General features: G+C 60.3%; 25 protein-coding genes. 13 read left to right on the forward strand and 12 right to left on the reverse strand.

Going from position 1 to position 22,566, the window contains the following annotated elements; genetic code table 11:
* Positions 1-6: 6 nt before the first annotated feature.
* The 4 genes from EDD52_RS09455 to EDD52_RS09470 are packed head-to-tail and all read left to right on the forward strand — an operon-like array spanning position 7 to position 4,487.
* Positions 7-1,164, forward strand: coding sequence for an FIST N-terminal domain-containing protein (locus EDD52_RS09455; RefSeq protein WP_132244232.1), 1,158 nt, complete (start codon positions 7-9; stop codon positions 1,162-1,164).
* Positions 1,161-3,485, forward strand: a complete 2,325-nt coding sequence (locus EDD52_RS09460; RefSeq protein ID WP_243651886.1) for an ATP-binding response regulator — start codon at positions 1,161-1,163, stop codon at positions 3,483-3,485. Before EDD52_RS09455 ends, EDD52_RS09460 begins: the two co-directional genes overlap by 4 nt.
* A 1-nt stretch (position 3,486) precedes the next feature.
* Positions 3,487-4,140 (forward strand): hypothetical protein, encoded by a 654-nt coding sequence (locus EDD52_RS09465; protein ID WP_132244234.1) that lies wholly within the window; start codon positions 3,487-3,489, stop codon positions 4,138-4,140.
* Positions 4,137-4,487 (forward strand): hypothetical protein, encoded by a 351-nt coding sequence (locus EDD52_RS09470; protein WP_132244236.1) that lies wholly within the window; start codon positions 4,137-4,139, stop codon positions 4,485-4,487. Before EDD52_RS09465 ends, EDD52_RS09470 begins: the two co-directional genes overlap by 4 nt.
* Positions 4,488-4,493: 6 nt before the next feature.
* Here the strand turns inward: EDD52_RS09470 and EDD52_RS09475 are convergent, their stop codons facing one another.
* The 7 genes from EDD52_RS09475 to EDD52_RS09505 all read right to left on the reverse strand — a co-directional run bounded on the left by EDD52_RS09475 (position 4,494) and on the right by EDD52_RS09505 (position 10,781).
* Positions 4,494-5,042 (reverse strand): PQQ-dependent catabolism-associated CXXCW motif protein, encoded by a 549-nt coding sequence (locus EDD52_RS09475; RefSeq protein ID WP_132244238.1) that lies wholly within the window; start codon positions 5,040-5,042, stop codon positions 4,494-4,496.
* Positions 5,039-5,887: a substrate-binding domain-containing protein gene (locus EDD52_RS09480; protein WP_132244515.1), complete on the reverse strand. Its 849-nt coding sequence runs from the start codon at positions 5,885-5,887 to the stop codon at positions 5,039-5,041. Before EDD52_RS09480 ends, EDD52_RS09475 begins: the two co-directional genes overlap by 4 nt.
* Complete coding sequence (locus tag EDD52_RS09485; protein ID WP_132244240.1) at positions 5,871-6,407, reverse strand: c-type cytochrome, methanol metabolism-related; 537 nt, start codon at positions 6,405-6,407, stop codon at positions 5,871-5,873. The genes EDD52_RS09480 and EDD52_RS09485 overlap by 17 nt, the downstream gene beginning before the upstream one ends.
* Positions 6,408-6,493: 86 nt before the next feature.
* Entirely contained in the window at positions 6,494-8,296 is a 1,803-nt protein-coding gene (locus tag EDD52_RS09490) for a methanol/ethanol family PQQ-dependent dehydrogenase (RefSeq protein WP_132244242.1), read from the reverse strand.
* A 130-nt stretch (positions 8,297-8,426) separates the two neighbouring features.
* Complete coding sequence (locus EDD52_RS09495) at positions 8,427-8,819, reverse strand: c-type cytochrome (protein ID WP_132244244.1); 393 nt, start codon at positions 8,817-8,819, stop codon at positions 8,427-8,429.
* 16 nt (positions 8,820-8,835) lie between these two features.
* Positions 8,836-9,666, reverse strand: a complete 831-nt coding sequence (fghA, locus tag EDD52_RS09500; protein ID WP_132244246.1) for an S-formylglutathione hydrolase — start codon at positions 9,664-9,666, stop codon at positions 8,836-8,838.
* A gap of 2 nt (positions 9,667-9,668) precedes the next feature.
* Positions 9,669-10,781 (reverse strand): S-(hydroxymethyl)glutathione dehydrogenase/class III alcohol dehydrogenase, encoded by a 1,113-nt coding sequence (locus tag EDD52_RS09505; protein WP_132244248.1) that lies wholly within the window; start codon positions 10,779-10,781, stop codon positions 9,669-9,671.
* Positions 10,782-10,943: 162 nt separating this feature from the next.
* Here EDD52_RS09505 and EDD52_RS09510 point away from each other — a divergent pair, with 162 nt between their 5' ends.
* Positions 10,944-11,558 carry a hypothetical protein gene (locus EDD52_RS09510; protein ID WP_132244250.1) on the forward strand — a complete coding sequence of 205 codons (615 nt, stop codon included), beginning with the start codon at positions 10,944-10,946 and terminating at the stop codon, positions 11,556-11,558.
* Positions 11,559-11,563: 5 nt separating this feature from the next.
* Here the strand turns inward: EDD52_RS09510 and EDD52_RS09515 are convergent, their stop codons facing one another.
* Complete coding sequence (locus EDD52_RS09515; RefSeq protein ID WP_132244252.1) at positions 11,564-12,568, reverse strand: quinoprotein relay system zinc metallohydrolase 2; 1,005 nt, start codon at positions 12,566-12,568, stop codon at positions 11,564-11,566.
* Between the two features lie 113 nt (positions 12,569-12,681).
* Between EDD52_RS09515 and EDD52_RS09520 the strand changes: the two genes are divergently transcribed.
* Positions 12,682-13,494: a quinoprotein dehydrogenase-associated SoxYZ-like carrier gene (locus EDD52_RS09520; RefSeq protein ID WP_132244254.1), complete on the forward strand. Its 813-nt coding sequence runs from the start codon at positions 12,682-12,684 to the stop codon at positions 13,492-13,494.
* An 18-nt stretch (positions 13,495-13,512) separates the two neighbouring features.
* On the opposite strand, the gene EDD52_RS09525 is transcribed toward EDD52_RS09520, so the two are convergent.
* The 3 genes from EDD52_RS09525 to EDD52_RS09535 are packed head-to-tail and all read right to left on the reverse strand — an operon-like array spanning position 13,513 to position 15,780.
* Entirely contained in the window at positions 13,513-14,319 is an 807-nt protein-coding gene (locus tag EDD52_RS09525; protein WP_132244256.1) for a quinoprotein dehydrogenase-associated SoxYZ-like carrier, read from the reverse strand.
* Positions 14,316-15,251 (reverse strand): YncE family protein, encoded by a 936-nt coding sequence (locus EDD52_RS09530; protein ID WP_243651887.1) that lies wholly within the window; start codon positions 15,249-15,251, stop codon positions 14,316-14,318. Before EDD52_RS09530 ends, EDD52_RS09525 begins: the two co-directional genes overlap by 4 nt.
* Positions 15,235-15,780 (reverse strand): SRPBCC family protein, encoded by a 546-nt coding sequence (locus tag EDD52_RS09535; RefSeq protein WP_132244260.1) that lies wholly within the window; start codon positions 15,778-15,780, stop codon positions 15,235-15,237. Before EDD52_RS09535 ends, EDD52_RS09530 begins: the two co-directional genes overlap by 17 nt.
* Positions 15,781-16,329: 549 nt before the next feature.
* Between EDD52_RS09535 and EDD52_RS09540 the strand changes: the two genes are divergently transcribed.
* The 7 genes from EDD52_RS09540 to EDD52_RS09570 are packed head-to-tail and all read left to right on the forward strand — an operon-like array spanning position 16,330 to position 21,553.
* Complete coding sequence (locus EDD52_RS09540; RefSeq protein ID WP_132244262.1) at positions 16,330-17,517, forward strand: ABC transporter substrate-binding protein; 1,188 nt, start codon at positions 16,330-16,332, stop codon at positions 17,515-17,517.
* 10 nt (positions 17,518-17,527) lie between these two features.
* Positions 17,528-18,502 carry a YVTN family beta-propeller repeat protein gene (locus tag EDD52_RS09545; protein WP_132244264.1) on the forward strand — a complete coding sequence of 325 codons (975 nt, stop codon included), beginning with the start codon at positions 17,528-17,530 and terminating at the stop codon, positions 18,500-18,502.
* A 16-nt stretch (positions 18,503-18,518) separates the two neighbouring features.
* Entirely contained in the window at positions 18,519-18,956 is a 438-nt protein-coding gene (locus tag EDD52_RS09550; protein ID WP_132244266.1) for a cupredoxin domain-containing protein, read from the forward strand.
* Positions 18,957-18,969: 13 nt separating this feature from the next.
* A complete protein-coding gene (locus tag EDD52_RS09555) occupies positions 18,970-19,215 on the forward strand; it encodes a PepSY domain-containing protein (protein ID WP_132244268.1) in 246 nt (81 codons plus the stop codon).
* Positions 19,216-19,242: 27 nt separating this feature from the next.
* The gene (locus tag EDD52_RS09560; RefSeq protein ID WP_132244270.1) at positions 19,243-20,205 is read left to right on the forward strand and encodes an ABC transporter substrate-binding protein; all 963 of its coding nucleotides are present in this window, start codon (positions 19,243-19,245) and stop codon (positions 20,203-20,205) included.
* A complete protein-coding gene (locus EDD52_RS09565; RefSeq protein ID WP_132244272.1) occupies positions 20,202-20,951 on the forward strand; it encodes an ABC transporter permease in 750 nt (249 codons plus the stop codon). Before EDD52_RS09560 ends, EDD52_RS09565 begins: the two co-directional genes overlap by 4 nt.
* Positions 20,948-21,553, forward strand: a complete 606-nt coding sequence (locus tag EDD52_RS09570) for an ABC transporter ATP-binding protein (protein ID WP_132244274.1) — start codon at positions 20,948-20,950, stop codon at positions 21,551-21,553. The genes EDD52_RS09565 and EDD52_RS09570 overlap by 4 nt, the downstream gene beginning before the upstream one ends.
* Positions 21,554-21,596: 43 nt before the next feature.
* Here EDD52_RS09570 and EDD52_RS09575 read toward each other — a convergent pair whose 3' ends face one another.
* A complete protein-coding gene (locus EDD52_RS09575; protein WP_132244276.1) occupies positions 21,597-22,547 on the reverse strand; it encodes a hypothetical protein in 951 nt (316 codons plus the stop codon).
* Between the last annotated feature and the right edge of the window lie 19 nt (positions 22,548-22,566).

The following is a 22,566-nucleotide window of genomic DNA, read 5'->3' on the forward strand; positions in this document are numbered from 1 at the left end:
GAACCCATGCGAGACAATGTCAACGGCCCGCGCTACGTGAATGTGGTGCATTCCTGCTCTGCCGACGCTGGTCAGGCGGTAACAGAAATCGTCGCTCAGATCGCGCTGGAGAAGACCCGCTTTGTCCTTGTCTTCATCCCCAGCACGATGGAACCCTGCGACGTGGCAGAGGCACTGGATCGCGCGCTTGGCGGGGTGCCCGCGTTTGGCTGCACGACGGCGGGGCAGATCACGCCCGATGGGTACGCCCATAACAGCCTGCTGATGATCGCCTTTCCTGCCCGGCATTTCCGCTGCGCCTCCATCCTCTACGACCAGCTTGACCCCATGAGCATCGAGGACATCGTTTCGGCGACGACCAAACATGCCATGCGGTTCCGGCACAGCGAAGGGTGGGAACGCTTCGCGCTGTTGTTCACCGACGGGCTTTCCAACCAGGAGGACATTCTCGCCTCCACGCTGGAGGCAGCGCTTGGCGATCTGCCGATCTTTGGTGGTTCTGCGGGGGACGGGTTGGCCTTTGAGCGCACTTACGTGCTGCACAAGGGGCGGTTTCACGCGAATGCGGCGGTGCTGTTGCTGCTGGAAACCAACTTGGAATTTCGCGGCCTGACATTTGACCACTTTCTGCCGACCGACACGCAGCTGGTTATTTCGGATGCCAATCCCGAAAAGCGTGTCGTCTACGAAATCAACGGCGCCCCGGCCGCGCAGGAATACGCCCGTCTTGTGGGCTGCCCGGTCGAGGAGCTTTGCCCGGAGATTTTCGCGGAAAATCCCCTGCTGGTCCTGCACAAGCAACGCCACTACGTCCGCGCCATCAGCGATGTCACCGACGGGCAGGGGTTGTCCTTCATGGCGGCGATTGACGACGGGCTGATCATGACGCTGGGCCGCGGCAAAGAGATCCTCAACACATTGCGCACCGGGCTGGACCAGCGCAATGACAGCGGCCAGACCCCCGATTTCGTGCTGGGTTTCGACTGTGTTCTGCGCAGGCTGGAGATTGAACAGAAAGGTCTGGCGGACCTCGTGTCAGAACGGTTTCACGAACACCACGTTTTCGGGTTCAACACCTATGGCGAGCAGCATCGCGGGCTGCATATGAACCAGACCTTCGTGGGTGTCGCCTTTTTCGGACCAGAAAGGAGGCACCTGACTTGACGCTGGTCGATCACACACTGCCGCTGGAAGAGCAGGTCCGCCGTCAGGCCAAGATCATCGATGCGCTGATGCGGCGTGCCAACCGCCAGAAAGAGCTGGGCCTGTCGGCATACAGCGCCTTTCAGGCCGCGATAGAGCTGCGCGCGCAGATCATGGAAAAGACGCGCGATCTGGAAATCGCCGCGAACGAGCTGGAAACGGTGCGGTTTGACCGCGAAAAGACGCGCGCCAGCCTTGACCATGCGCTCGCTGCGATGGAAGGGGGGTTTGCGCTTTTCTCTGACGGAGCCATGTCCGTCTGCAATGACCTCTTCCGCAACCTGATGCCGGATATCGCCGGGCGGATCACGACCGGCCTGACGCTGGAATCCTATTTCAGCCTTATTACCAAGAGCGAATGGCTGATCTCTACCGATCGCAAGCTGCACCGGACGATGGCACGTGTCGCGGACGCAGAGGGGGACGCTTCGGTCCTGTCGATCCTCGTGGAGCTGAAGGGAGATCGCTGGTACCAGCTGAGCAGTCAGCTTACGAATTCCAACGACGTGGTGCTGCTTCTGACCGAGATTTCCTCGATCGTGCGGCAGAACCGCATCGAAAAGGAAAGCCTGATTGACCAGCAGGCGGCCTATCTTCAGGCCGTGTTCGAACATATGTCCTCGGGCACCTGCACCTTCTCGCCGCGCGGAGAGGTCATCATGCTGAACAGCCGGTTCCGCAGCCTGCTGGACCTGCCCTTCACCCTGCTGCAAAATGGCACGCCATTCGCGCGGCTTTTGGAATTCGCCCGTCGCCACGATGTAATGTCGCACGAGGCGCTGGACGCTCTGGAACAGTGGCAGACGCGCGCCGCCGAGGTTGGTGCCCTGCGAATTCAGGTGTCGCAGCGGTCGCAAAGGGTGCTCGACCTTCAGGCACATCTGCTGCCCGATGGTGGCTTCGTGATCGAGCTGAAGGACGTGACATTGGAAAGCCGCGCCACCGAAACGCTGGAGCGGCGCGTGCTGGAACGCACGGCGGAACTGACCCACGCCAACGAACGCCTGACCGCACAATACGAGGAACAGGCGCGGGTCGAGGAAGAACTGCGCCTTGCCAAGGAAAGGGCCGAGGCCGCGGTTTCGTCCAAGACCCGCTTCCTTGCCGCAGCGAGCCATGATCTTCTGCAACCGATCAACGCGGCCAAATTGTTGCTGGCAAACCTGGTGGAAACCTCCGAGAACACCCAGTTTCATCCAAGCGTGACCCGGCTGGACCGCGCCTTTACCTCGACCGAACAGCTCTTGCGTTCCCTGCTGGACATATCGCGTCTGGACGGGGCCGAAACCGATGCCGTCAAGCCCTCGGAAGTCTGTCTGGCCGGACTGATGCAGGGCGTGTTCGAGGACCAGATCGCCCTGGCCGAACAGAAGGGTGTCCGGCTGAGCGTTGTGCCGTCGCGCGCCTTCGTTCTGTCCGATCCGGTCTACCTTTTGCGGTCGTTGCAGAACCTTGTCGTCAACGCAATCGAATACAATCGGCCGGGCGGGCGCGTCGTCGTCGGCTGCCGCAGACGGGGGGACAAGATCCTCTTGCAGGTCTGGGATGACGGGATCGGCATTTCGCGCAAGGATCAGGAGCGGATTTTCGAGGAATTCGGCCGTGCCGAGAATGCGCCGATCGGCACAGGCATGGGGCTGGGGCTGTCTGTTGTCGAACGCGCCTGTCGCCATTTGAACCACAAGCTCTGGCTGCGATCAAAGCCGCAAGCGGGGTCGATTTTCTGCATCGAAATGAAAGAGATCCATCCCACCCGCGACCTTCCGGAAGCGGAACCGCTGTCGATCATCCCGAACAATGAACGGCTGGATCTGATCGCAATGGTCATCGAAAACGACGAAGACGTTTTGTTTGCCACGACGGAAATGCTCCAGATGTGGGGGGCGGATGTTCTGCCGGTGCGTTCTACCGAAGAAGCGCTTCGCGATGTGCGCGACATGGGCATGCCGCCGGACATCATATTGGCGGATTACCAGCTGGACGGCGACGATACCGGCGTGCGGGCCATCGAGGAAATTCGCGCGCTTTCAAAGGTCCGGGTGCCAGCCATCGTGATCACCGCCAATCGCAGCGACATGCTGATGGAAACCGGCCGCGAGGTCGGGTTTTCGGTCATGACGAAGCCGGTGCAGGTGTCGCGGTTGCGCCCTCTCATCGAATGGAAGGTGCGCTGGCAATCACCGCATACGGAATTCGAGGCGCCGACCCCACGGGATCTACCGACAAAGGTCGGCAATGACAGTCCTGATGCACCGGCGCATTCTGCACGAGGGAGGACATGACATGATCAGAATACTGGCACTGGTTGCTGCCATGGGCGTTTTTCCCATGTCGGCAGATGCAACGAGTTTGGACGGGCAAGGCACCTATGACCTCTTGTTCCGGACGGGCACTCTGGACGAGATCGACCGGGGGACCGCACTTGTCTATGAACGCGAGACATCGAACACGCTGCTGCCCGCGGCAGAGGCCCGCGACAATGGCGAAATCGCTCTGGCCTTTGATAAGGCGCAGGAAGAACTGGCCGTTCTCGAATTCCGGCAAGGTGACAAGCATCGTGGGCTGGGGCGGTTCCCGGCCAGCGTTGGCAACCCGATGATCATGTATTTCTACGAAACCGTCATACGCGACATGGCAGAGGCCGCCGGGGGCAGCCCCTTCTACATTCGCAATCGCGTGAAAGAGGCCCTTGTAACACCCAGCGAAGCGGTCGAAGGCGAGGCCATGGTTGATGGGCACAAGATCGCGACGCAGACCATCGTTTTGCGCCCCTTTGAAGGCGATCCCAACCGCGACAGGATGCAGGGCTTCGGTGATCTGGAAATGCGCGTGGTCATGTCCGATGACGTTCCGGGCTGGTATCTGGCATTCACGGCCGAGGCTGCGGATGTCTACAGCACGAACCTTCAATTCAGCCGTCAGGAGCCCGGACAATGAGGCGCTGGCTGCCCCTGTCACTTTGTCTTCTGGCAGGCGCGGCGGGTGCGCAGAACCTTGCAGAGCGGCTGAACGATTACCCGACATTTGCGCGGGCCGATTATGTTTTCGCCTGCATGGCCACCAACGGGCAAAGCCGGGAGGTCATGCAAAGATGTGCCTGCTCGATCGACGAGATCGCCAAGATCCTGCCCTTCGAGGCCTATGAAAAGGCTGAAACCGTTCTGTCCATGCAGCGGGTCGGGGGAGAACGCATGGCGGTGTTCAACAGTGCCGCCGCCGCATCCGGTCTGGTCGCGGATCTGCGCAGGGCACAGGCCGAGGCCGAGATCATCTGTTTCCGTTGAGATGCGTCAGCGGGGTTGCGGCTCCAGCGGTTTGATCACCTCCAGCGGAAGATCCTCGAACTGCCAGCCATCTGTGCCGTCGGGAAACCAGTAGACATTGGAATACCCCCATTCCAGCGCGCGTTTCGCGGCGTTCCAGCTCATCCAGCAGTCCTGAAGACAAAAGAAGACGACGGCGTGATCCGTGTCGCCCCCTGTCACAAGATCCAGTCCCCGCTGAAAATAGGCAATCGTCGGTTCGGCGATCCGGCCGTAGCCGACATTTGGCAACCAAAGCGCACCGGGGACCGACTGCCGGGGCTTGTCGCGCCAGATGGTGCCTTCGGGCAGGTTCTCTGGCTTGGGGGCTTGAGGCAGAACATCGACAAAAGCGGCCTCTCCGGCCTGCCAAAGCCGGTGCGCCGTGGTCGTATCAAGGACGGTGGCGCCTTGTAACGTGTCGGGCACCGGGCCGCGATAGGCGTCCATTTGGTACTCGGCAGGTTCCGGCACGTCCTGGGCAAGTGCAGCAAGCGGCAACACCGATACAAAGATCAGTGCCGCCAGTCTTTTCATTGCGAGACGTCCATCAACCCGTCGCCCATGTCGGTGACAAGGGGTACTCCGGCCTCGCTCAACAGGGTGTTGATCTCTCCCTGATATCGGCGGATCAGCGAATTCAACTTCCGCTCCCAGACCTTCTCGCCCCGCCTGACGCCCATGGTGATCCGGTAGAACAGGCGTGGCGGCAAGGTTTCCCTGATCAGCGGAATGACGGTGAGGTCGGGGTAATCTGTCTTCACGAGCGGCCCCCCGATCGGACCCCAGAGTATCGCGGCCTCAATCTCTCCGGCTTCGAGGTCATTGAGCATGTCCAGCGCCGGGCTTTCGACCCTGCGATCCACGAACAGGTTGTAAGGTTTTGCCTTTCCGATCAGCCCGTTGCGCGCCATATGTGTCGCGGGCGGGCTGCCCGCGATGATACCGATCCGGGCGCCCTTCAGGCGCGCATCCGACAGGCTTTCAACTTCCGCCAAACCTGACCCACGGGGAACGATCAACGTGTAGACAGAGGTAAAGTAGTGGTTGGTGTTCTGAACCAGCTCATGGCCCTGGGCATAGGCCATGATGACGTCGCATTTCTTGACATTCAGGGTCTGGCGGACAAAACCGGTGGCCTGTGGAAACCAGGTGTATTGCACCGGCAGATCCAGCTTGCCCGCGATCAGCTCCGCCAGCTTGTTTTCATATCCCGTGCCCTCCTTGGTGGACATCGGGTAATTGCCGGGATCGGCACAGACGCGAAATGCGGTTTTCGACACCAGATCCGAGGTTTGCGCCTGCGCCACGCCAGCGCTCAGGCTGACAAGAACCGCACAAGCCGTTGTCAGACCCCGGATCGGGTCAGCCCATGCAGGCATCTTCCATTTCTCGGATGACATCGGTCTTGGCCTCTTTCTTGCCCGGTCTGCCACGGGGGACTGCTTCCATGCCGCGCGCCTTGAGGTACACGTAAATGTCGTTGAGATAGCACATGACGTTCGGGTTATCCCCGAAATGCGGCATGACGGAATTGCCGTTTTGGCGACCATTCACCACGACGTCGTAAAAATCGTAGTAATCCATATGCACGGCGGAATTCTTGATCTTCGGCGCATAGGTGGACCCTTCGCCATCCGGACCGTGGCAGACATGGCATTCCGAATGGTAGCGGCGGAAGCCGGAAAAGGTCGGCCAGTCGACCGTGCCATCCTCGGCGACATTGTATGTGGGGATGTCATCTTCGGTGAAATACATACCACCATCTTCGTAGGAGACGACGACGTCATCCTGAAATTGTTCGGGCTTCACCGGCTGGTCGCTCCAGCTTTGAGCGGCGGCGGCGAAGGGCAGCCCTGTCGACAGGGCAAGGGTAACGAGTAAATGGGATGCGGAGCGCATGATGGGCGTTCACCTTTTGGGAAGTCGTGTACGTAAGGCCCCGACGCGCAAGAAGGGGCGCGTCGGGGCCAGTGTCATGGCCTGCTTCAGTTCGGCAGGGCAAACACTGTCAGCTGACCGCCAAGTGCGGTGTAGTCGCTGAGCGCCGCATAGCCGCCAACAGCGCCAAGACCGTCATTGGGGTTGGTCAGGCCGGCCGCAAGACCGATCCCGGCCCAGCCACCAACACCCGACAGGATGCCGACATACTGCTTGCCATCGCGTTCATAGGTCATCACGTTGCCGATGATGCCCGACGGGGTCTTGAACTTGTAAAGCTCTTCACCCGTTTCGGCATGCACGGCCTTCAGATAGCCTTCGAGCGTGCCGTAGAACACCACGTCACCGGCGGTTGCCAGCGCACCTGACCAGACAGAGAACTGTTCCGGCAGCGACCACTTGATTTCGCCAGCGACGTTGTCCCAGGCGATGAAGTTGCCCATGCCACCATGGCTGTCAGGCGCCGGATACATTGCCAGCGTCGCGCCGACATAGGGCTGACCTGCGGTGTAGGACACGCGGAAGGGCTCGTAATCCATGCAGACGTGGTTTGTCGGCACGTAGAAGAGCTCGGTGTCCGGGCTGTAGGCCGCGGGCTGCTGGTCTTTCGACCCAAGTGCCGCCGGGCAGATCCCGGTCGAGTTCACGTCTTCGCCGTTCTGCTCGGTCGAGTATTGCGCCACCACTGCGGGACGACCGTAGGTTTCGCTTTCCGGGTCCATGTCGACGCCGGTGGTCCAGTTCACTGCCGGGTCAAACTTCTCGGCAACCAGCAATTCGCCGGATACACGATCCAGGGTGTAGCCCAGGCCGTTACGGTCGAAATGGGTCAGAAGCTTGCGTGCCTCGCCATCAATTTCCTGCTCCGTGAGGATCATTTCATTGATGCCGTCATAGTCCCATTCGTCATGCGGGGTCATCTGGTAGAACCATTTGGCCACGCCGGTATCAATGTCGCGGGCCATGATGGTCATGGACCAGCGATTGTCGCCCGGGCGCTGTGCCGGGTTCCAGGTCGACGGGTTCCCGGTGCCGTAATACATCAGGTTTTCGTCAAGATCCGCCGAATACCAGCCCCAGGTGGTGCCGCCACCGATCATCCACTGGTCACCTTCCCAGGTGTTGGTGCCGGAATCCGCACCGACTGGCTCGCCCAGATGGGTGGTGTTTTCCGGGTCCACGAGGATATCCTCGTCCGGCCCCATGGAATAGGCACGCCATGCCAGCGATCCATCCGCCATGTTATAGGCGGTGACAGAGCCGCGCACGCCGAATTCACCGCCCGAGATACCGACGATCACCTTGTCTTTGACCGGAAGAACGGTCGCAGTGTTGGTCTCACCGATCGAAGCGTCACCGTTCTGAACCTCCCAGACGACTTCGCCGCTATTGGCATCCAGTGCGACGACCTTGGTGTCGGCCTGATGGAGGAAGATCTTGCCATCGGCATAGGCGACACCACGGTTAACGGTGTCACAGCACATGACCGGAATAACATCCGGGTTCTGCTTGGGCTCATACTTCCACAGGATGCGTCCATCATCGGACAGATCAAGCGCATAAACGATGTTGGGGAAGGGCGTGTGCACATACATCGTGTCACCCACCACCAGCGGCGAGCCTTCGTGGCCGCGCAGCACACCGGTCGAGAACGTCCAGGCGACCTGAAGATCGCCGACATTTTCGGCGTTGATCTGGTCAAGTTTGGAATAACGCTGGTTCTTGTAATCCCCGGTCTGGATCGCCCATTGCGTCGGGTCGTCCATCAGGGTCACGAGGTCGTCGTTCGCGTAGGCCATCGTGCCTGCGCATAACGCGATCCCGGAAGTCAGAAGCATCAGTCTTTTCATAGCTCTCTCCCTTTGGCGCAGCTGTTTGTGCCGCAAATTGCGCAGCCCCGTCGGTGTGACGGGCTGCGGGTTGTTGCCGGACCGGCTGGTCCTCTCCTCCCTTCCGATCCGGCAGATCCCGTGTCTCGCGCTATTCCGAGAATGTCGCGAGATAGGCGATGACGTCGGCCCGGTCGTCTTCTTTGCGCAGGCCGGCAAAGGACATCTTGGTGCCCTTGGCATAGTCTCTGGGTTTTTCGAGGAAGGCCGCAAGTTCGGCCGCATCCCAGACTTTGCCCTCGGCACCCATGTCCTTGAGCGCGTCGGAATAGCTGAATTCCTCAACTTCTGCGATCTGGCGGCCGACAATACCGTTCAGCATGGGGCCGACCCGGTTCTTGGCGTCGTCGCCAACGGCATGGCAGGCTTTGCATTTGCGAAACACTTTTTCACCTTTGGCGACATCGCCTTCGCCGCCATGGGAGTCTGCAAATGCCATGGCCGGAGCCATGCAGATAGCCAGGATGCCGATGATTTTCTTCATATATTCAGGTCTCCATTCAGTTCAGACGCTCCGCATGCCACGCGACATGGTCGCCTGCGAAAGTATTCACAAAATAATAGGAATGATCATAGCCCCTCTGGATGCGAACTGTGCCCGGAAGGCGGCATTTGGCCATTGTTTTTGCAAGGGCTTCGGGACGAAGCAGGTCCAGAAACTGGTCACTGGCCCCCTGATCGACAAGGATATCGCTTTTCCAGCCATGTTCTTCCAGCAGCAGCGTGCTGTCATAGTCGGACCACTCGGTTTCGTCATCGCCCAGATAGGCGCTCAGTTGTTTGCGCCCCCAGTCGGACTGGGTGGGATTGGCGATCGGGGCAAAGGCCGACAGCGAGTCGAACAGATCCGGATTGCGCACCGCCATGATGATCGCCCCGTGCCCGCCCATCGAATGCCCGGTGATGCCGTGACGGTCGAGCAGCGGCAGGTTTTCGAGCACGGCGCCGCGCAGTTCGTTGACCACGTAATCATACATCCGGAAATGCGACCGCCACGGGTCTCGGGTCGCATTGACGTAGAATCCCGCGCCCTGTCCCAGGTCATAGGCCTCGTCATCCGCCACACCAGTGCCGCGCGGGGATGTATCGGGATAGATGACCGCCAGCCCGTGACGGGAGGCATGCTCTTGCAAACCTGCCTTGGTCATCGCGTTTTCATGCGTGCATGTCAGACCCGACAGGTACCACAAGACCGGAACCGGCCCGTCCTCGGCCTGTGGCGGCAGATAGGCGGCGAAGGTCATGTCGCAGCCGCAGCTGTTCGACGGATGCCGAAAGACCTTCTGCGAGCCCCCGAAACTGCGGTTTTCCGATAGCAGCTCGAACGACATTTCTAGAACTCCACGACGGCGCGGATCGACTTGCCTTCATGCATCAGGTCAAAGCCGTGGTTGATCTCGTCAAGTGTCAGCTTGTGGGTGATCATCGGGTCGATCTCGATCTTGCCGCTCATGTACCAGTCGACGATCTTTGGCACGTCGGTGCGGCCCTTTGCGCCGCCAAAGGCGGTTCCGCGCCAGACACGGCCTGTCACCAGCTGGAAGGGGCGGGTGCTGATCTCTGCCCCGGCAGGCGCCACCCCGATGATGATCGACTCTCCCCAACCCTTGTGGGCACATTCCAAAGCCGTCCGCATGACGTTGACATTGCCCGTCGCGTCAAAGGTGTAATCTGCGCCTCCCTTGGTCAGTTCGACCAGATGCGCAACGATATCGCCGTCAACTTTGGATGGGTTCACAAAATCGGTCAGCCCGAAATGGCGCGCCATCTTTTCCTTGTCGTCGTTCAGATCAACCCCGACGATCTGATCGCATCCGGCGAGCCGAAGACCCTGAATGACGTTGAGTCCGATGCCCCCAAGGCCGAACACCACGCAGCGCGATCCGATCTCTACCTTGGCGGTGTTGATGACCGCGCCGATCCCGGTGGTGACGCCGCAGCCGATGTAGCAGACCTTGTCAAACGGGGCGTCCTTGCGGATCTTGGCAAGGGCAATTTCCGGCACGACCGTGTGGTTGGCAAAGGTCGAGCACCCCATGTAGTGATGGATCGGCGTCCCATCCAGCATGCGAAACCGGGTTGTTCCGTCGGGCAAGAGCCCCTGTCCCTGTGTCGCACGGACTTTCTGGCAAAGGTTCGTCTTAGGGTTGAGACAATATTCGCATTCGCGGCATTCCGGAGTGTAGAGCGGGATGACATGGTCACCGACCTCCAGCGTGGTGACGCCTTCGCCCACTTCCATGACGACTCCAGCGCCTTCATGGCCCAGGATCGCCGGGAAAATCCCTTCGGGATCGTCGCCCGAACGGGTGAATTCGTCAGTGTGGCACAGACCGGTTGCCTTGATCTCGACCAAGACCTCTCCGGCCTTGGGGCCGTCCAGTTCGACTTCCATGATTTCAAGCGGTTTGCCCGCTTCGACTGCGACGGCAGCTCTTGTGCGCATAGGTCATGTCCTCCCTGATACGCGGGGTGTAGTGGCGTATCCTTGCGCAAGAGTATCGTGTTCGTTGGTATACCGAACAATTAAGACAATGGTGGGTGTTCCGCCGAGGGCGCTTGTACAAATACCGTCCCCATGGTCCACTCACCAACAGGGAGGTGTCAAATGAAACGACTGAAAACCGGCCTTCAGGCCCTTGTTTTTCTCAGCCTGGCAACCCCTGTTGCCGCTGCCGATTTCGCAGACCCGACCTGGCCCTGCATTCAGCGTAAGGTTGCGCGTCTGTCAGTCGGGTTGATGTGGCCCGTCCCGATCGACCCAGAATTCGAACCAAGCGCCGAATTGCGTCCCGAGATTGACGCGCTGGCCGAATCGCTCTCGCTGCGCCGGATTGACCTGACCGAGCTGGAGCCGGACGTGGCCGCCTTCGCACAAAGCGTCGATGGCGACGCCCAGCTTCTGGGGCTGGTCTTTGCCGAGGTGTTCAACGCGCTTTCAAACCGCCGGACGCGCATCATTGAAGGGATAGAGGATTTCTCGCTCGGCCAGATTGCGCTTTCGGAAAAAATCGACATGGCCCGCGTTGAGATGGATGCCATCATGGCCAAGGCGGAACCCGATTTCGACCGTGTCGATCAGTTGGAAGAACAGCTTGATTGGGATCAGGTGATCTATTCGGACCGCCAGAAATCCATCACCTATCTCTGCGAGACGCCGGTACTGCTTGAAAAGCGGCTGTTCGAGGTGGCTCGCATGCTACAGATGAACCTGTCAGATTAACGCGGCTATTCCCATTCAAGTTCGGTGAAAGCCACGGTGGCATTGCGCGGATTGTAAGCCTCGAACAGGTCCCAATGCGGGGCTTCGCTTTCGGCAATCGTCTGGACGGCGTCGCCAAGTCTTTGGCCCTCGGCGATTGCCTGTTCCGTATCGGCGGCCAGTACGTCAAGATAGCGGACGAGCGGGGCAGCGCTGTCCGGCCAGTCCAGAAACGGGCCACCGTGACCAGGCACGATGCCGGTAAGGGGGATCTGCTGCATTTCCGACAGCACCGATTGCCAGCCGCGCAATTTCCCGTCGAGCGCGGGCGTGTGACGGTCAAAGACAAGATCGCCGGTGAACATGACACCGCTGGCGTCGTCCCTCACCGTCAGGTCATTGCCCGTATGTGCGTTTGGCCAGGCCCGAAGGTGCAAGACCCTGTTGCCAAGGTCCAGTTTGTCCCGGTCCTCCACGGTCCGGGTCACGGGAAATACCTTGCTGCCGATGAAGGCTTGCGGCCCGATCAGGCGGGACAGGCTGTCGCTGTAATTCTCCTGCCGGTCGGTCAGCGCGCGCGGCAGGGCGGCATGCCCGATGAAGGTCGCGCCAAGCTCTGCAAAGGGTGCGCAGCCGAACACATGATCGGGGTGCATATGGGTCAGGATCACATGCGACACGGGCAGGTCTGTCCTTTGCCGGATCGCCCGCCACATCGCCTCGCCAATCCACGCCGCACTCCCACAATCGATCACCGCGACAGAGCGTTCCCCGATGATAAACCCGGTATTCGCAACATTGCCGAGGTTCTGGCCGTCTGGCTCCTCGATCCGGCCAAGATGCGCAAAGACACCCGGTGCGACTTCTTCGACCTCCAGTACCTGCCCAAGCGGGACACATTTGGCGTCATCTCGCGCGCCCAGAGCAGCCTCGCAACCTGCTTTGTCCGCGGCCTCAAATCCGGGCAGCAGAACATGGCGGCAAGGCGCTTCGGCAAGACCGATGCAAACGGTTAGAACAGCTTCAAACATGCCCGACATTGTCCAACATACGCAATCGTGAGCAACGCATACCTTCTGTCATATGTGAAATTTGCGCGTTTCGTGATAGCTTCGCGCAATCATACATGCCGGGAGGAGGACGTATGCCCCCGAAATTCTTCGTCGCAGCGGTTTTGGCCGCGATGGCCACGACGCCTGTACTGGCCGCCGAAACCGTCGATAACCCGTTGACTGAAAGCGCAACCTGGGAGGATCTGCGCTTTGACGTGATGGGAGAGCGTGAACTGGCCGATGGCGCCGCATTACTGGAGCTGGATGCGCCCTACCGGGCCCATGACGCCGCCACCGTGCCCATCATTCTCAGGCAGCTGGATCCCGACGCCACCATCCATCGCGCCACCGTGGTGATCGACGAAAACCCGGCCCCCGTCGCCGCAGAGCTTGGATTCAGCGCTGCCATGCATCCGATTGATTTCGAAATGCGGGTGCGGGTGAACCAGTATTCCAATGTGCGCGTCATCGCAGAAACAGACAGCGGGGCCTTCATGACCGGACGCTTCGTGAAAGCGTCGGGCGGCTGTTCGGCGCCTGCGTCACGCGACCCGGAAATCGCCCTTGCCTCCATGGGCCAGATGAAGCTGCGCATGTTCACGGACGCCCCGCAGATGTCGACGCCGCGACGCGAAGCGCAGATCATGGTACGCCATCCCAACTATTCCGGTTTGCAGCGTGATCAGGTGACCCAGCTTTTCATTCCGGCGCATTTCATCGACCATATGGAGGTCTGGCAGGGCGACGAGCTGCTCTTCACCATGGATGGCGGCATCTCGGTCTCGGAGAACCCTGTTTTTCGCTTTTCCTATGCGGATAACGGCACGACAAGCCTGCGGGTCAAGGCGACCGACACAGAGGGCAATGCCTTTGAGACGGAGCTTCCCAAAGCAGCGGAAGGGTAGGGCGCGCCCGCGCGCGGCCTAGTAGCCTGCGAGGCTTTTATGGGCGTGGCTGACCGTTCCATCGGTATCCGTCATCGTCACGTCCACCGACTGCGTCTTGCCCGGGACGGACAGGCCGAGCCGCGGATTTTCGGACAGGGAAATCGACCCCGTGACGCTGACATAGCCCCCGCCATCCAGATCGACATCGACAGTCTCGACATAACGCATCGGGATGAAGAGCAACGTGATCTGGTCCATCTGCATTCCGGAATGCGACGGGTGCTGGATATCCAGATCCAGCTTGCGCTGGCGCAGCATTCCGGCGGTCAGCCCCAGATCGGTCAGCTTCGGCAGCCCGGATGCCACCTCTATCTCCATCTGGCCAAGTGTCGCCAACGCGTCTTTCGGATCTGTCCCCGGCGGGGCGGAACAGGCACCCTGACCGGAGGTTTTCACAAAAGTCTCGACGACGAAAAGCTGGCCATCAGTGGTCTCGGCCACGACATGCAGTGGCGTCGGGCCATTGACCCGCATCGTCACGTCGAAGAAGAACTGCGATTGCGGATGCTCCAGTTCAAACACCGCTGAAACGGGCATCGGGTTTTCATCAAGAACAAGCGTTACCTCTCCGATCAGCAACCCGTGCGGCGCGGCAATCTGCGCCGCGATTTGCGTGCGCGCGTCGTCTCGCGTCCGGTAGGGCGCGTCAATGGCGATGACATTCGCGCCATCCTGTAGAACGCGATCGCCGTACAGCTCCGCGCTCAGGTAGTCCCAGCTTTCCCCGGCCAGCGCCGGTAATCCAGAACCGCAAATCAGAACGGCGGCAAGTAAGGCTTTCATTCCCAGTCTCCTCCCAGAATGAACGTGCCAAAGGCGCGCGGACCGTCACCTGTTGCATATTCGGATACCACAGTCAGGGTATTTGCGTCGATAAGGTTGAGCGTATTGTCGAACCAGTTGACCACGGCGACATGGCGACCGTCAGCGCTGGAGTCGATGCCTTCGGGGTATTCGCCGACCTCAATCGTGGCCAGATGCTCAAGCGACACAAGGTCGATCACACTGACCGTATCGGCATATTGGTTCGACACGAAGGCGCGCCCGGCAGCGAATGCCACCCCGTAAGGCCGCTCGCCGACGGGCACGGTTGTGGCGTCGCCCGTTTCGGGGTGCAGCACGGTCACGTCGTTGGAGCCGACATTCGCAACAAAGAGCCGCCCGTCAGGCGCAAAGCGCAGGCCAAAGGGCCGCTCCCCGACCTTGTGCCGCGCGATCAATGCCATGGTCTGCGCATCGAAAAGGGAGACCTGATTGGCATCGCGGTCCGCTGACGCGAGAATGTGCCCGCCCGGCGACAGGGCAAGACCCGCAGGCGCCGCGCCGGTCTGCAGCTCGGCCTTCAGGGTCAGGTCGCGCGCGTCCAGAACCCATACCCGGGCATTGTACCAGTCCGAGATAAAGACTTGCCCGCGCGCTGCGTCCAGCGCGATCCCGACCGGGCCACCCTCCAGCGTGGCTGTGGCCTCTATCGACCCGTCGGGCGCAAACCGCCTGACCTCTGCGCTGTCCGGGGACACGGTGAAAACCGCGCCATCCGGCGCCACGGCGACACCAGCGGGCTTGCCCGGAACGTCCCATGTCCTGCTGGCGCCGGTCTTGAGGTCAAGCACGGTGACCATGTCGCCGTTCTGGCAGGTGACAAAGGCAATATCGGCGGCCCCCGGCAAGGCGGAGGCCACCAGCAGGATCAGCGCCTCAAGAGCCCGGCGCACCGAACTTCTCGACCAGCGCGTCAAGCCCGACCTGATAAACCGCTGTGACCGCCGCGATTGCGGCCTCGTCATTAAGCTCTTCGGGCGGGTCGTTGTTCGGGTAACCGCGATAGAAGGCACCGCGCCATTCCACGATCGATCCGCCGCCATCACGGGGCAAGACGGTCAGATGCGAGGAATAGTTCGTCACCGGCAGAACCTCGACCGCGACCTCTGTGATCCGGTAGGAATAGCTCATCTTCTCGGCGCTGTACTTGTAGAGCACCTCGGAGATTGTTGGCCCGTCTTCCTCGCCAAGTGTCAGAACGCGGGTCGCGTCAATCTCGTTACCGTTCTCTCCGGTCGTTGCATAGGCCGCCGGATGCCAGCTGAAATCCTGGAAATTGCCGATCACGGCCCAGACATCCGCGGGCTCTGCTCCAAGCTCTGCCGTCACGGTCACCTTTTGCCGGGTGGGCCCATGCGCCAGAACCAGCGACGGGATCGCGACAGCGACCATCGCTGCCATCAACAGGTTGCGTCGTTTCATTTTTCCTCCCATTTGAAAAACGTGTTGTCGGGTCTGGACCGCATGCCGCGCCGCCAGCCTTCATCGAAACCGCCACGGGCCGACATCGTGGTCCCGAGATCTTGACGGTGCAGGCTCCACGTCATGTTTGGCACTGGCTGCACCTTGTCCGTGGTTCAAAAATTCTGTCGAGTGTTTGATGCGCTGACGCCAAATAGAAAGGCATCTCGACCGTGGCGGAGGCGCGCCCGCGCGACTGCGTACCCGGCCTTCCAAGGCGGTTCGGCTGGGCCGGATCGCGGTCAGGTCCTGACATTTTCGCGAATGTGACCAGCAGCTTTATCTCGCAGAGCGCGACCTTCGCGTTCAGCGCCGTCCGTGTGGTGCAAAGACTGGTCAACACAAGGATCACCCACCGCATTGTCGGTCCGTTCTTATGAAATAAGAATCGAGAGCCATACTGAAGCTGCTACGCTACCTGTAACAACGCCGGCAAAAGTATCGGTTACAAAACAAGATGCTAGCTTTAGGGTCGCGTTCGGGGATTTGCATGCAAGGGGGGAGAAGCGAATGCGCAAACTGGTGATGCCATTGGCAATCGCATTTCACTTCATCTGTCTTGCCACGGCCGCGCTGGCGCTCGACGTCCGCGCCGGCGTTTTGCGTGTCGACTATACAGAGGTTTTGCCGATTTCGCGCTTTGATCTCAAACCTGAGGACATAGGCTTTGCCGGGGCGCAGTTGGCTGACGAGGATAATGGCACGACGGGCAGCTTTCTTGGCCACAGCTATGAAACGGTGACGATCGCTGCCCCGCCCGAGGAGGCAGAGGCCGCGCTTGAAGACTTGCTGGCGGACGGTATCCGGCTGATCGTTGTCATCGCCCGCGCCGAGGACCTGCTGCGCCTAACGGATATTGCAGCCCAATCCGACGCCTTGGTCTTCAACGCCGCCGCGCCGGATCTGGAGCTGCGCGACGCCAATTGCCGCGGCAATCTTCTGCATATTGCGCCGTCCACCGCGATGAACACCGATGCGATTGGCCAGTTCGCCCTGTGGAAGAAATGGGACAAGTGGCTGCTGGTCTCAGGGTCCAATCCTGCGGATGAAGCCATCGCCGAAGCCTTTCGCCGGACCGCCAACAAGTTCGGCGCAAAGCTGGTAGCCGAAAGAACGTTCGAGGATACTGGGGGCACGCGGCGCACCGACTCTGGCCATGTTCTGGTGCAGCGGCAACTGCCGGTCTTCATGCAGCGCACAGACGACCATGACGTGGTCATGACGGCGGATGGCACCGACTATTTCGCGCGCTACCTGCCATATCACCTGTGGACACCGCGCCCCGTGATGGGATCGGCGGGGCTTCGGCCCGTCACGATGCACGGCGCGCATGAGGCCTGGGGCGCCACGCAATACCACACAAGGTTCGAGGCGCTGGCCGGTCGCTATGTCACCCCTGTCGATTACAATGTCTGGCTGTCCCTGAGGATCGTCGGAGAGGCGGTCACACGGGCGCAAACGGCCGATCCGCAAGGGGTGCGCGATTACGCATTGTCAGACGAATTCGAACTGGCGGCCTTCAAGGGGCAGAAGGTGACATTCCGCGACTGGAACGGGCAGCTCCGCCAGCCGATCCTGCTGTTCGACGGGTCGATCACTGTCAGCGTCAGCCCGCAGGACGGATATCTGCATCAGGTCTCGCCGCTTGACACATTGGGGCTTGATCGCCCGGAATCGAAATGCACAGCCTTTGAGTGAGGATTTCCGCATGAAAAACCTGTTGCTCGGTATAACTCTCCTTTGTTCTTTCGCAGCGCCCGTCTGGGCCAACAAGGCGTTCGTTTCAAATGAGCGCGACAACACCATCAGCGTCATCGATACCGATAGCTGGGAAGTCATCCACCAGTTCAACGGCGGCAATCGTCCGCGCGGCATCACGCTAAGCCCGGATGGCACAAAGCTATATGTCTGCGCATCGGACGATAACCTCGTGCGGGTTTTCGACACGGAAACCTATGAAGAGCTGCCATCACTGCCCTCCGGCCCGGACCCGGAACTGTTCATCATCGAACCGTCTGGAAAGCGGCTGTATATCGCGAATGAGGATGACAACCTCGTCACCGTGACCGACACCGAAACACGCACCGTCCTTGCCGAGGTGCCGGTCGGGGTCGAGCCCGAAGGCATGGGGATGAGCCCGGACGCCAAATGGGTGGTGAACACGTCTGAAACCACGAATATGGCGCATTTCATCTCTACCGAGGATTACCAGATCAAGCATAACGTGCTGGTTGATCAGCGCCCGCGCTACGCGCAGTATTCGGCTGACGGGACCCGGCTTTTCGTGTCATCGGAAATCGGCGGGACGGTGACCGTTATGGATATCGCCGCCGATGGGACACCGGAGGTGATCAAGAAGATCAGCTTCGAAGTGCCGGGCGTGCTGCCTGAATGGTTGCAGCCCGTAGGGGTAAAGGTGACGGAGGATGGCAGCCGGGTTTTTGTCGCGCTGGGGCCGGCAAACCGTGTGGCCGTGATCGATGGAGAAAGCCTGGAAGTCATCGACTATATCATCACCGGGCAACGCGTCTGGCAGCTGGCTTTCACGCCGGGCGAGGAATACCTGCTGACGACAAATGGCAATTCGAACGACATCACGGTGATCGATGTCGCTCGGGAAAAGGCGATCAAATCGGTTCAGGTCGGCCAGCAGCCCTGGGGCGTGGTCGTGACACCTGAATAACGGAGGAAAACTGATGATGAAAACACTGGCTGCAGCGCTTTCAGCCTGCCTGCTATGCGGACCCGGCGCAGCAGCACCGCTTTGTGATGATATGGGTTTTGCCGGGCTTTTGGCCAAATGCAACCGCGGTGAAACGATACAGCTGACGCTTGCCTCTGGCCAGCCGCTGGGCGAAGATGTCACGCTGCAATCGGGGGCCTATTACAAACTTGAGATCACGGCGGACGGGTCGGCAGAGCTTGCCATCGAAGGCAAGGATTTCTTTCGCGCGATCTGGATGAACGAGATTGTCATCAACAAGATCGAAATCCGGCCCATGGCTATCGACTCGATCGAATTTGACAAGGCGGGCACGGTAGAGCTGTCCTTTATCGCGATCAAACCCGGCAGACACGTGCTGCAAATTCCAGGAACAACCGGCGAGACACAGCGCATCACGATCAGCATCCAATGAAAGGTGACCTTAAATGAAACGTATCATTGCACTTGTCGCACTCATCGCATCCCCGGCACTGGCCGAGGGCCATCTTGACGCCGACACGATTGCCAAGATCGAAGCGATGCTGGCCGATATGGAATGCCAGATGGATCCTGACGACATTGAAGTCGAGGATGACGGATATGAGCTTGACGACGTGATCTGCAAAGGTGGATTACAATTCGACATCGAGCTTGACGCCGAATTGAACGAAGTCGGGCGGCGCGCGGAATAACCCGTCGCAATTCCTTTGGGGGGGAACATGAAACTGAAACTTCTCGCGCTGGCCGTCTCGGCCATGATTTGCGGTCCGGTCGTGGCCGATACGTTAACTGTCCGTGCCGCCGTTCTGAAGATCGGAACGGTAAACTGGGAACTGGCGACGATCACCCGGAACGGTTTTGACGAGGCCCACGGGTTTTCGCTGGATGTCCAGCCTTATGCCGATAATGGCGCGACGCGGATTGCGGTCGAAGGCGGCGAGGCTGATATGGCTGTCGCAGATTGGATCTGGGTCGCGCGTCAGCGGGCGGCGGGCAAGGATTACGTTTTCATCCCTTATTCCAAAGCCGTGGGCAGCCTCGTCGTGCCGGAAGGGTCCGACGCGCAAAGCCTTGAAGACCTTGCAGGTGGCAAGATCGGCATCGCGGGTGGTCCGCTGGACAAAAGCTGGCTTATCCTCCGGGCTTATGCGCAGCAACAATCCGGTTTCGATCTGAAAGCCGAGACAGAGCAGGTGTTCGGGGCTCCGCCGCTGATCTTCAAATCCGGGCTGGGCGGTGATTTCGCCGGGGCGATCAACTTCTGGCACTTCCTGGCCAAGATGAAGGCCGCCGGTATGCGGGAGCTGATCTCGGTCGAGACTGCAGGTCAGGCGTTGGGGCTGAACACGGATACGCCTTTGCTGGGATATTACTTCAAGGAAAGCTTTCTGGCCGAAAACCCCGGACTTGCGCAGGCATTCTACGACGCCAGCCGCGACGCCAAGGACCTGCTTGGCACCTCGGACGAGGCGTGGGAAGCAATCCGCCCGCAGATGAATGCGAGTTCCGACGCCCAGTTCGACCAGCTGAAAGCCGACTGGATCGCGGGCATCCCCGCGCGCGGCCCGGTTGATCTGGCAGGGGCCGACAAGATGCTTGCGCTGATGAACGATCTGGGTGGCGCCGAGCTGGTGGGCGAGGCGACCTCTGTTCCTGACGGGTTGTTTGCGGATGTGAAGTGACTGACCCAAGACTGACGCCAATTCTGTCGATCGCAGGTCTTTTCGGGCTGTGGATCGTCGCCGCCGCCTTGACGGGTGATCCCCAGGTGCTGCCACAGCCCTGGGGACTTGCCGCGCCTTTGGTGCAGGAATTGCGCTCGGGCGAGCTGATCCGCCATCTTGGCGCCACCTTGCTGCGGGTGGTCTGGGCCTTCGGGCTTGCCATGGGATTGGGGCTGGCACTGGGTCTTGCCATGGGCCGGTTGCCGCGCCTGAATGCATGGCTCGACCCGTGGTTGGTCATCTTCCTCAACCTGCCCGCGCTGGTCCTGATCGTGCTTTGCTACCTTTGGATCGGCTTGACAGAGACCGCGGCGATCCTTGCGGTCACGCTGAACAAGATACCCAATGTCACGACCGTGATCCGCGAAGGGGCCCGCGCGTTGGATCCTCAGCTTGATGCAATGGCGCATGTATACCGGATGGGCCGGCTGGCGCGTTTGCGCCACATCGTGCTGCCGCAAATGGCGCCCTTCATCACAGCGGCCGCGCGGTCTGGCGTCGCTGTCATCTGGAAGATCGTGCTGGTCGTCGAATTCCTGGGCCGTTCCTCTGGCGTCGGGTTTCAGATCCACCTGTATTTCCAGCTTTTCGATGTGGCGATGGTGCTGGTCTACGCCCTGTCGTTCATCTGTGTGATGCTCGCTGTCGAATGGCTGCTTCTGCAACCGTGGGAACGCCGCGTGCGAAGGTGGCGCAGCGCATGATCACGGTTGGTATACGCAGCAAGTTCTTTGGCGCCACGCAGGTGCTGGGGGACATCAGCTTCACGGTCGCTGGAGGCGAAACCGTCGCCGTGCTGGGACCGTCCGGCGTTGGGAAATCCACGCTTCTGCGCATCGTCGCGGGGATCGATACCGATTTCGACGGGCGCGTCGACCGTCCGGAAAACATGGCAATCGTTTTTCAGGAACCCACCTTGTTGCGCTGGCGCTCTGTGCTGGACAACCTGATGGTGGTGCATCCCGACCTTGGTCGGGACCGCGCGATGGCCGCACTTGAACGTGTGGGTCTGGCCTCCAAGGGCGCCGATTATCCGGGGCAGCTTTCACTGGGACAACAGCGCCGCCTCGCGCTTGCCCGGGCTTTCATGGGCCGACCCGAGGGGCTCATCATGGATGAGGCCTTTGTCTCGCTCGATCCCGCGCTGGCCAAGACAATGTTCGACCTGACCAGATCGCTGATCGCGGAAACCCAGCCTGCCACGCTGCTTGTCACCCATGACATTGCCGAGGCCGAAGCGCTCGCAACCCGTATCCTGTCCCTGTCTGGCAGCCCGGCTACGCTGTCAGAGCATACCAGTGCCTGACGTCATCGTGGCAAAGGGGTTGTGGGGGGACAGACAGGCGCCTTCAATCCCGGAGCGGCGCGCAATCCGGGTCAAGGATCGGCGCGAACCTGTCATCCGCAAGCGCCCGGCGCGTCTGGCCAAGCAACCGGTCGTAATCCCGCTCGACATAGGAAATGAAATCCGGGTCATTCGTCTGCTCGACCTGAGCTTGCGCCACTGCATGCAGCATGAAGACATCGAATTCACAAAGCCCCGGTGGATTGCTGCGCAGGATTGCCCGCATGAACGGTTCGGACGTCCAGATCAGCCGGCGTGGATTGACCGGGTATTCCTGAAGTTTGGACAGGAAGGACCCGTCACGCGTGAACAAGAGCACATCCATGCCAAAAGTGAATGCCTGAAACAGTTCCTCGATCAGGATCGACCGAAAAAACTGCGCTTCGATCCCCGACACCGGGCGATCTGGCTGGGACACCATGATATGCGTCCCCTGTCCACGCCTGCCGAAAAAGGTCTGTCCCATGGCCGGAGAGGTCGCAGCATAAAACCGGCCAGTCGGCAGGCCAAGCCCGTAGATCTCGTTCATCCAGGCAAGATCGTCTGACAGATCCCGGTTCGGCGGCGCCCCCGAATAAAGCCGCAGAGTCACGACACGCCCGCTGCCGCAATCACGGCCCGCGCGCCCGGCATAGCGCATTGGCATCGGTTTCAGAAACGCATCCGCCCAAAGGGCCCTGAACGCGTTGATCACCTCAAGGGTCTGCGCCTGTGGGCGATCCCCGACGATGCAAAGGGCCGCGCCGGCAAAGCTGCGCGCGTGGATGCGTACGGGAATGGACAGATCCCGCCCCAGCATATTAGTGCGAAGCTGGTATCCCCATCCGCGCTTTGCCAGATTGACATATTCCGCCTTCCCGGCGTTCCCGGGCGCGACCGTCCAGACCAGCAGAACCAAGGCGCAGCCGAGTTGCGCAAGACATGAGAACACGTTTTTCAACTGGAGCGGTGACATGGGCCCTTTGAAACAGCAC

It is taken from the genome of Primorskyibacter sedentarius (assembly GCF_004342065.1).
GTDB lineage: Bacteria > Pseudomonadota > Alphaproteobacteria > Rhodobacterales > Rhodobacteraceae > Primorskyibacter > Primorskyibacter sedentarius.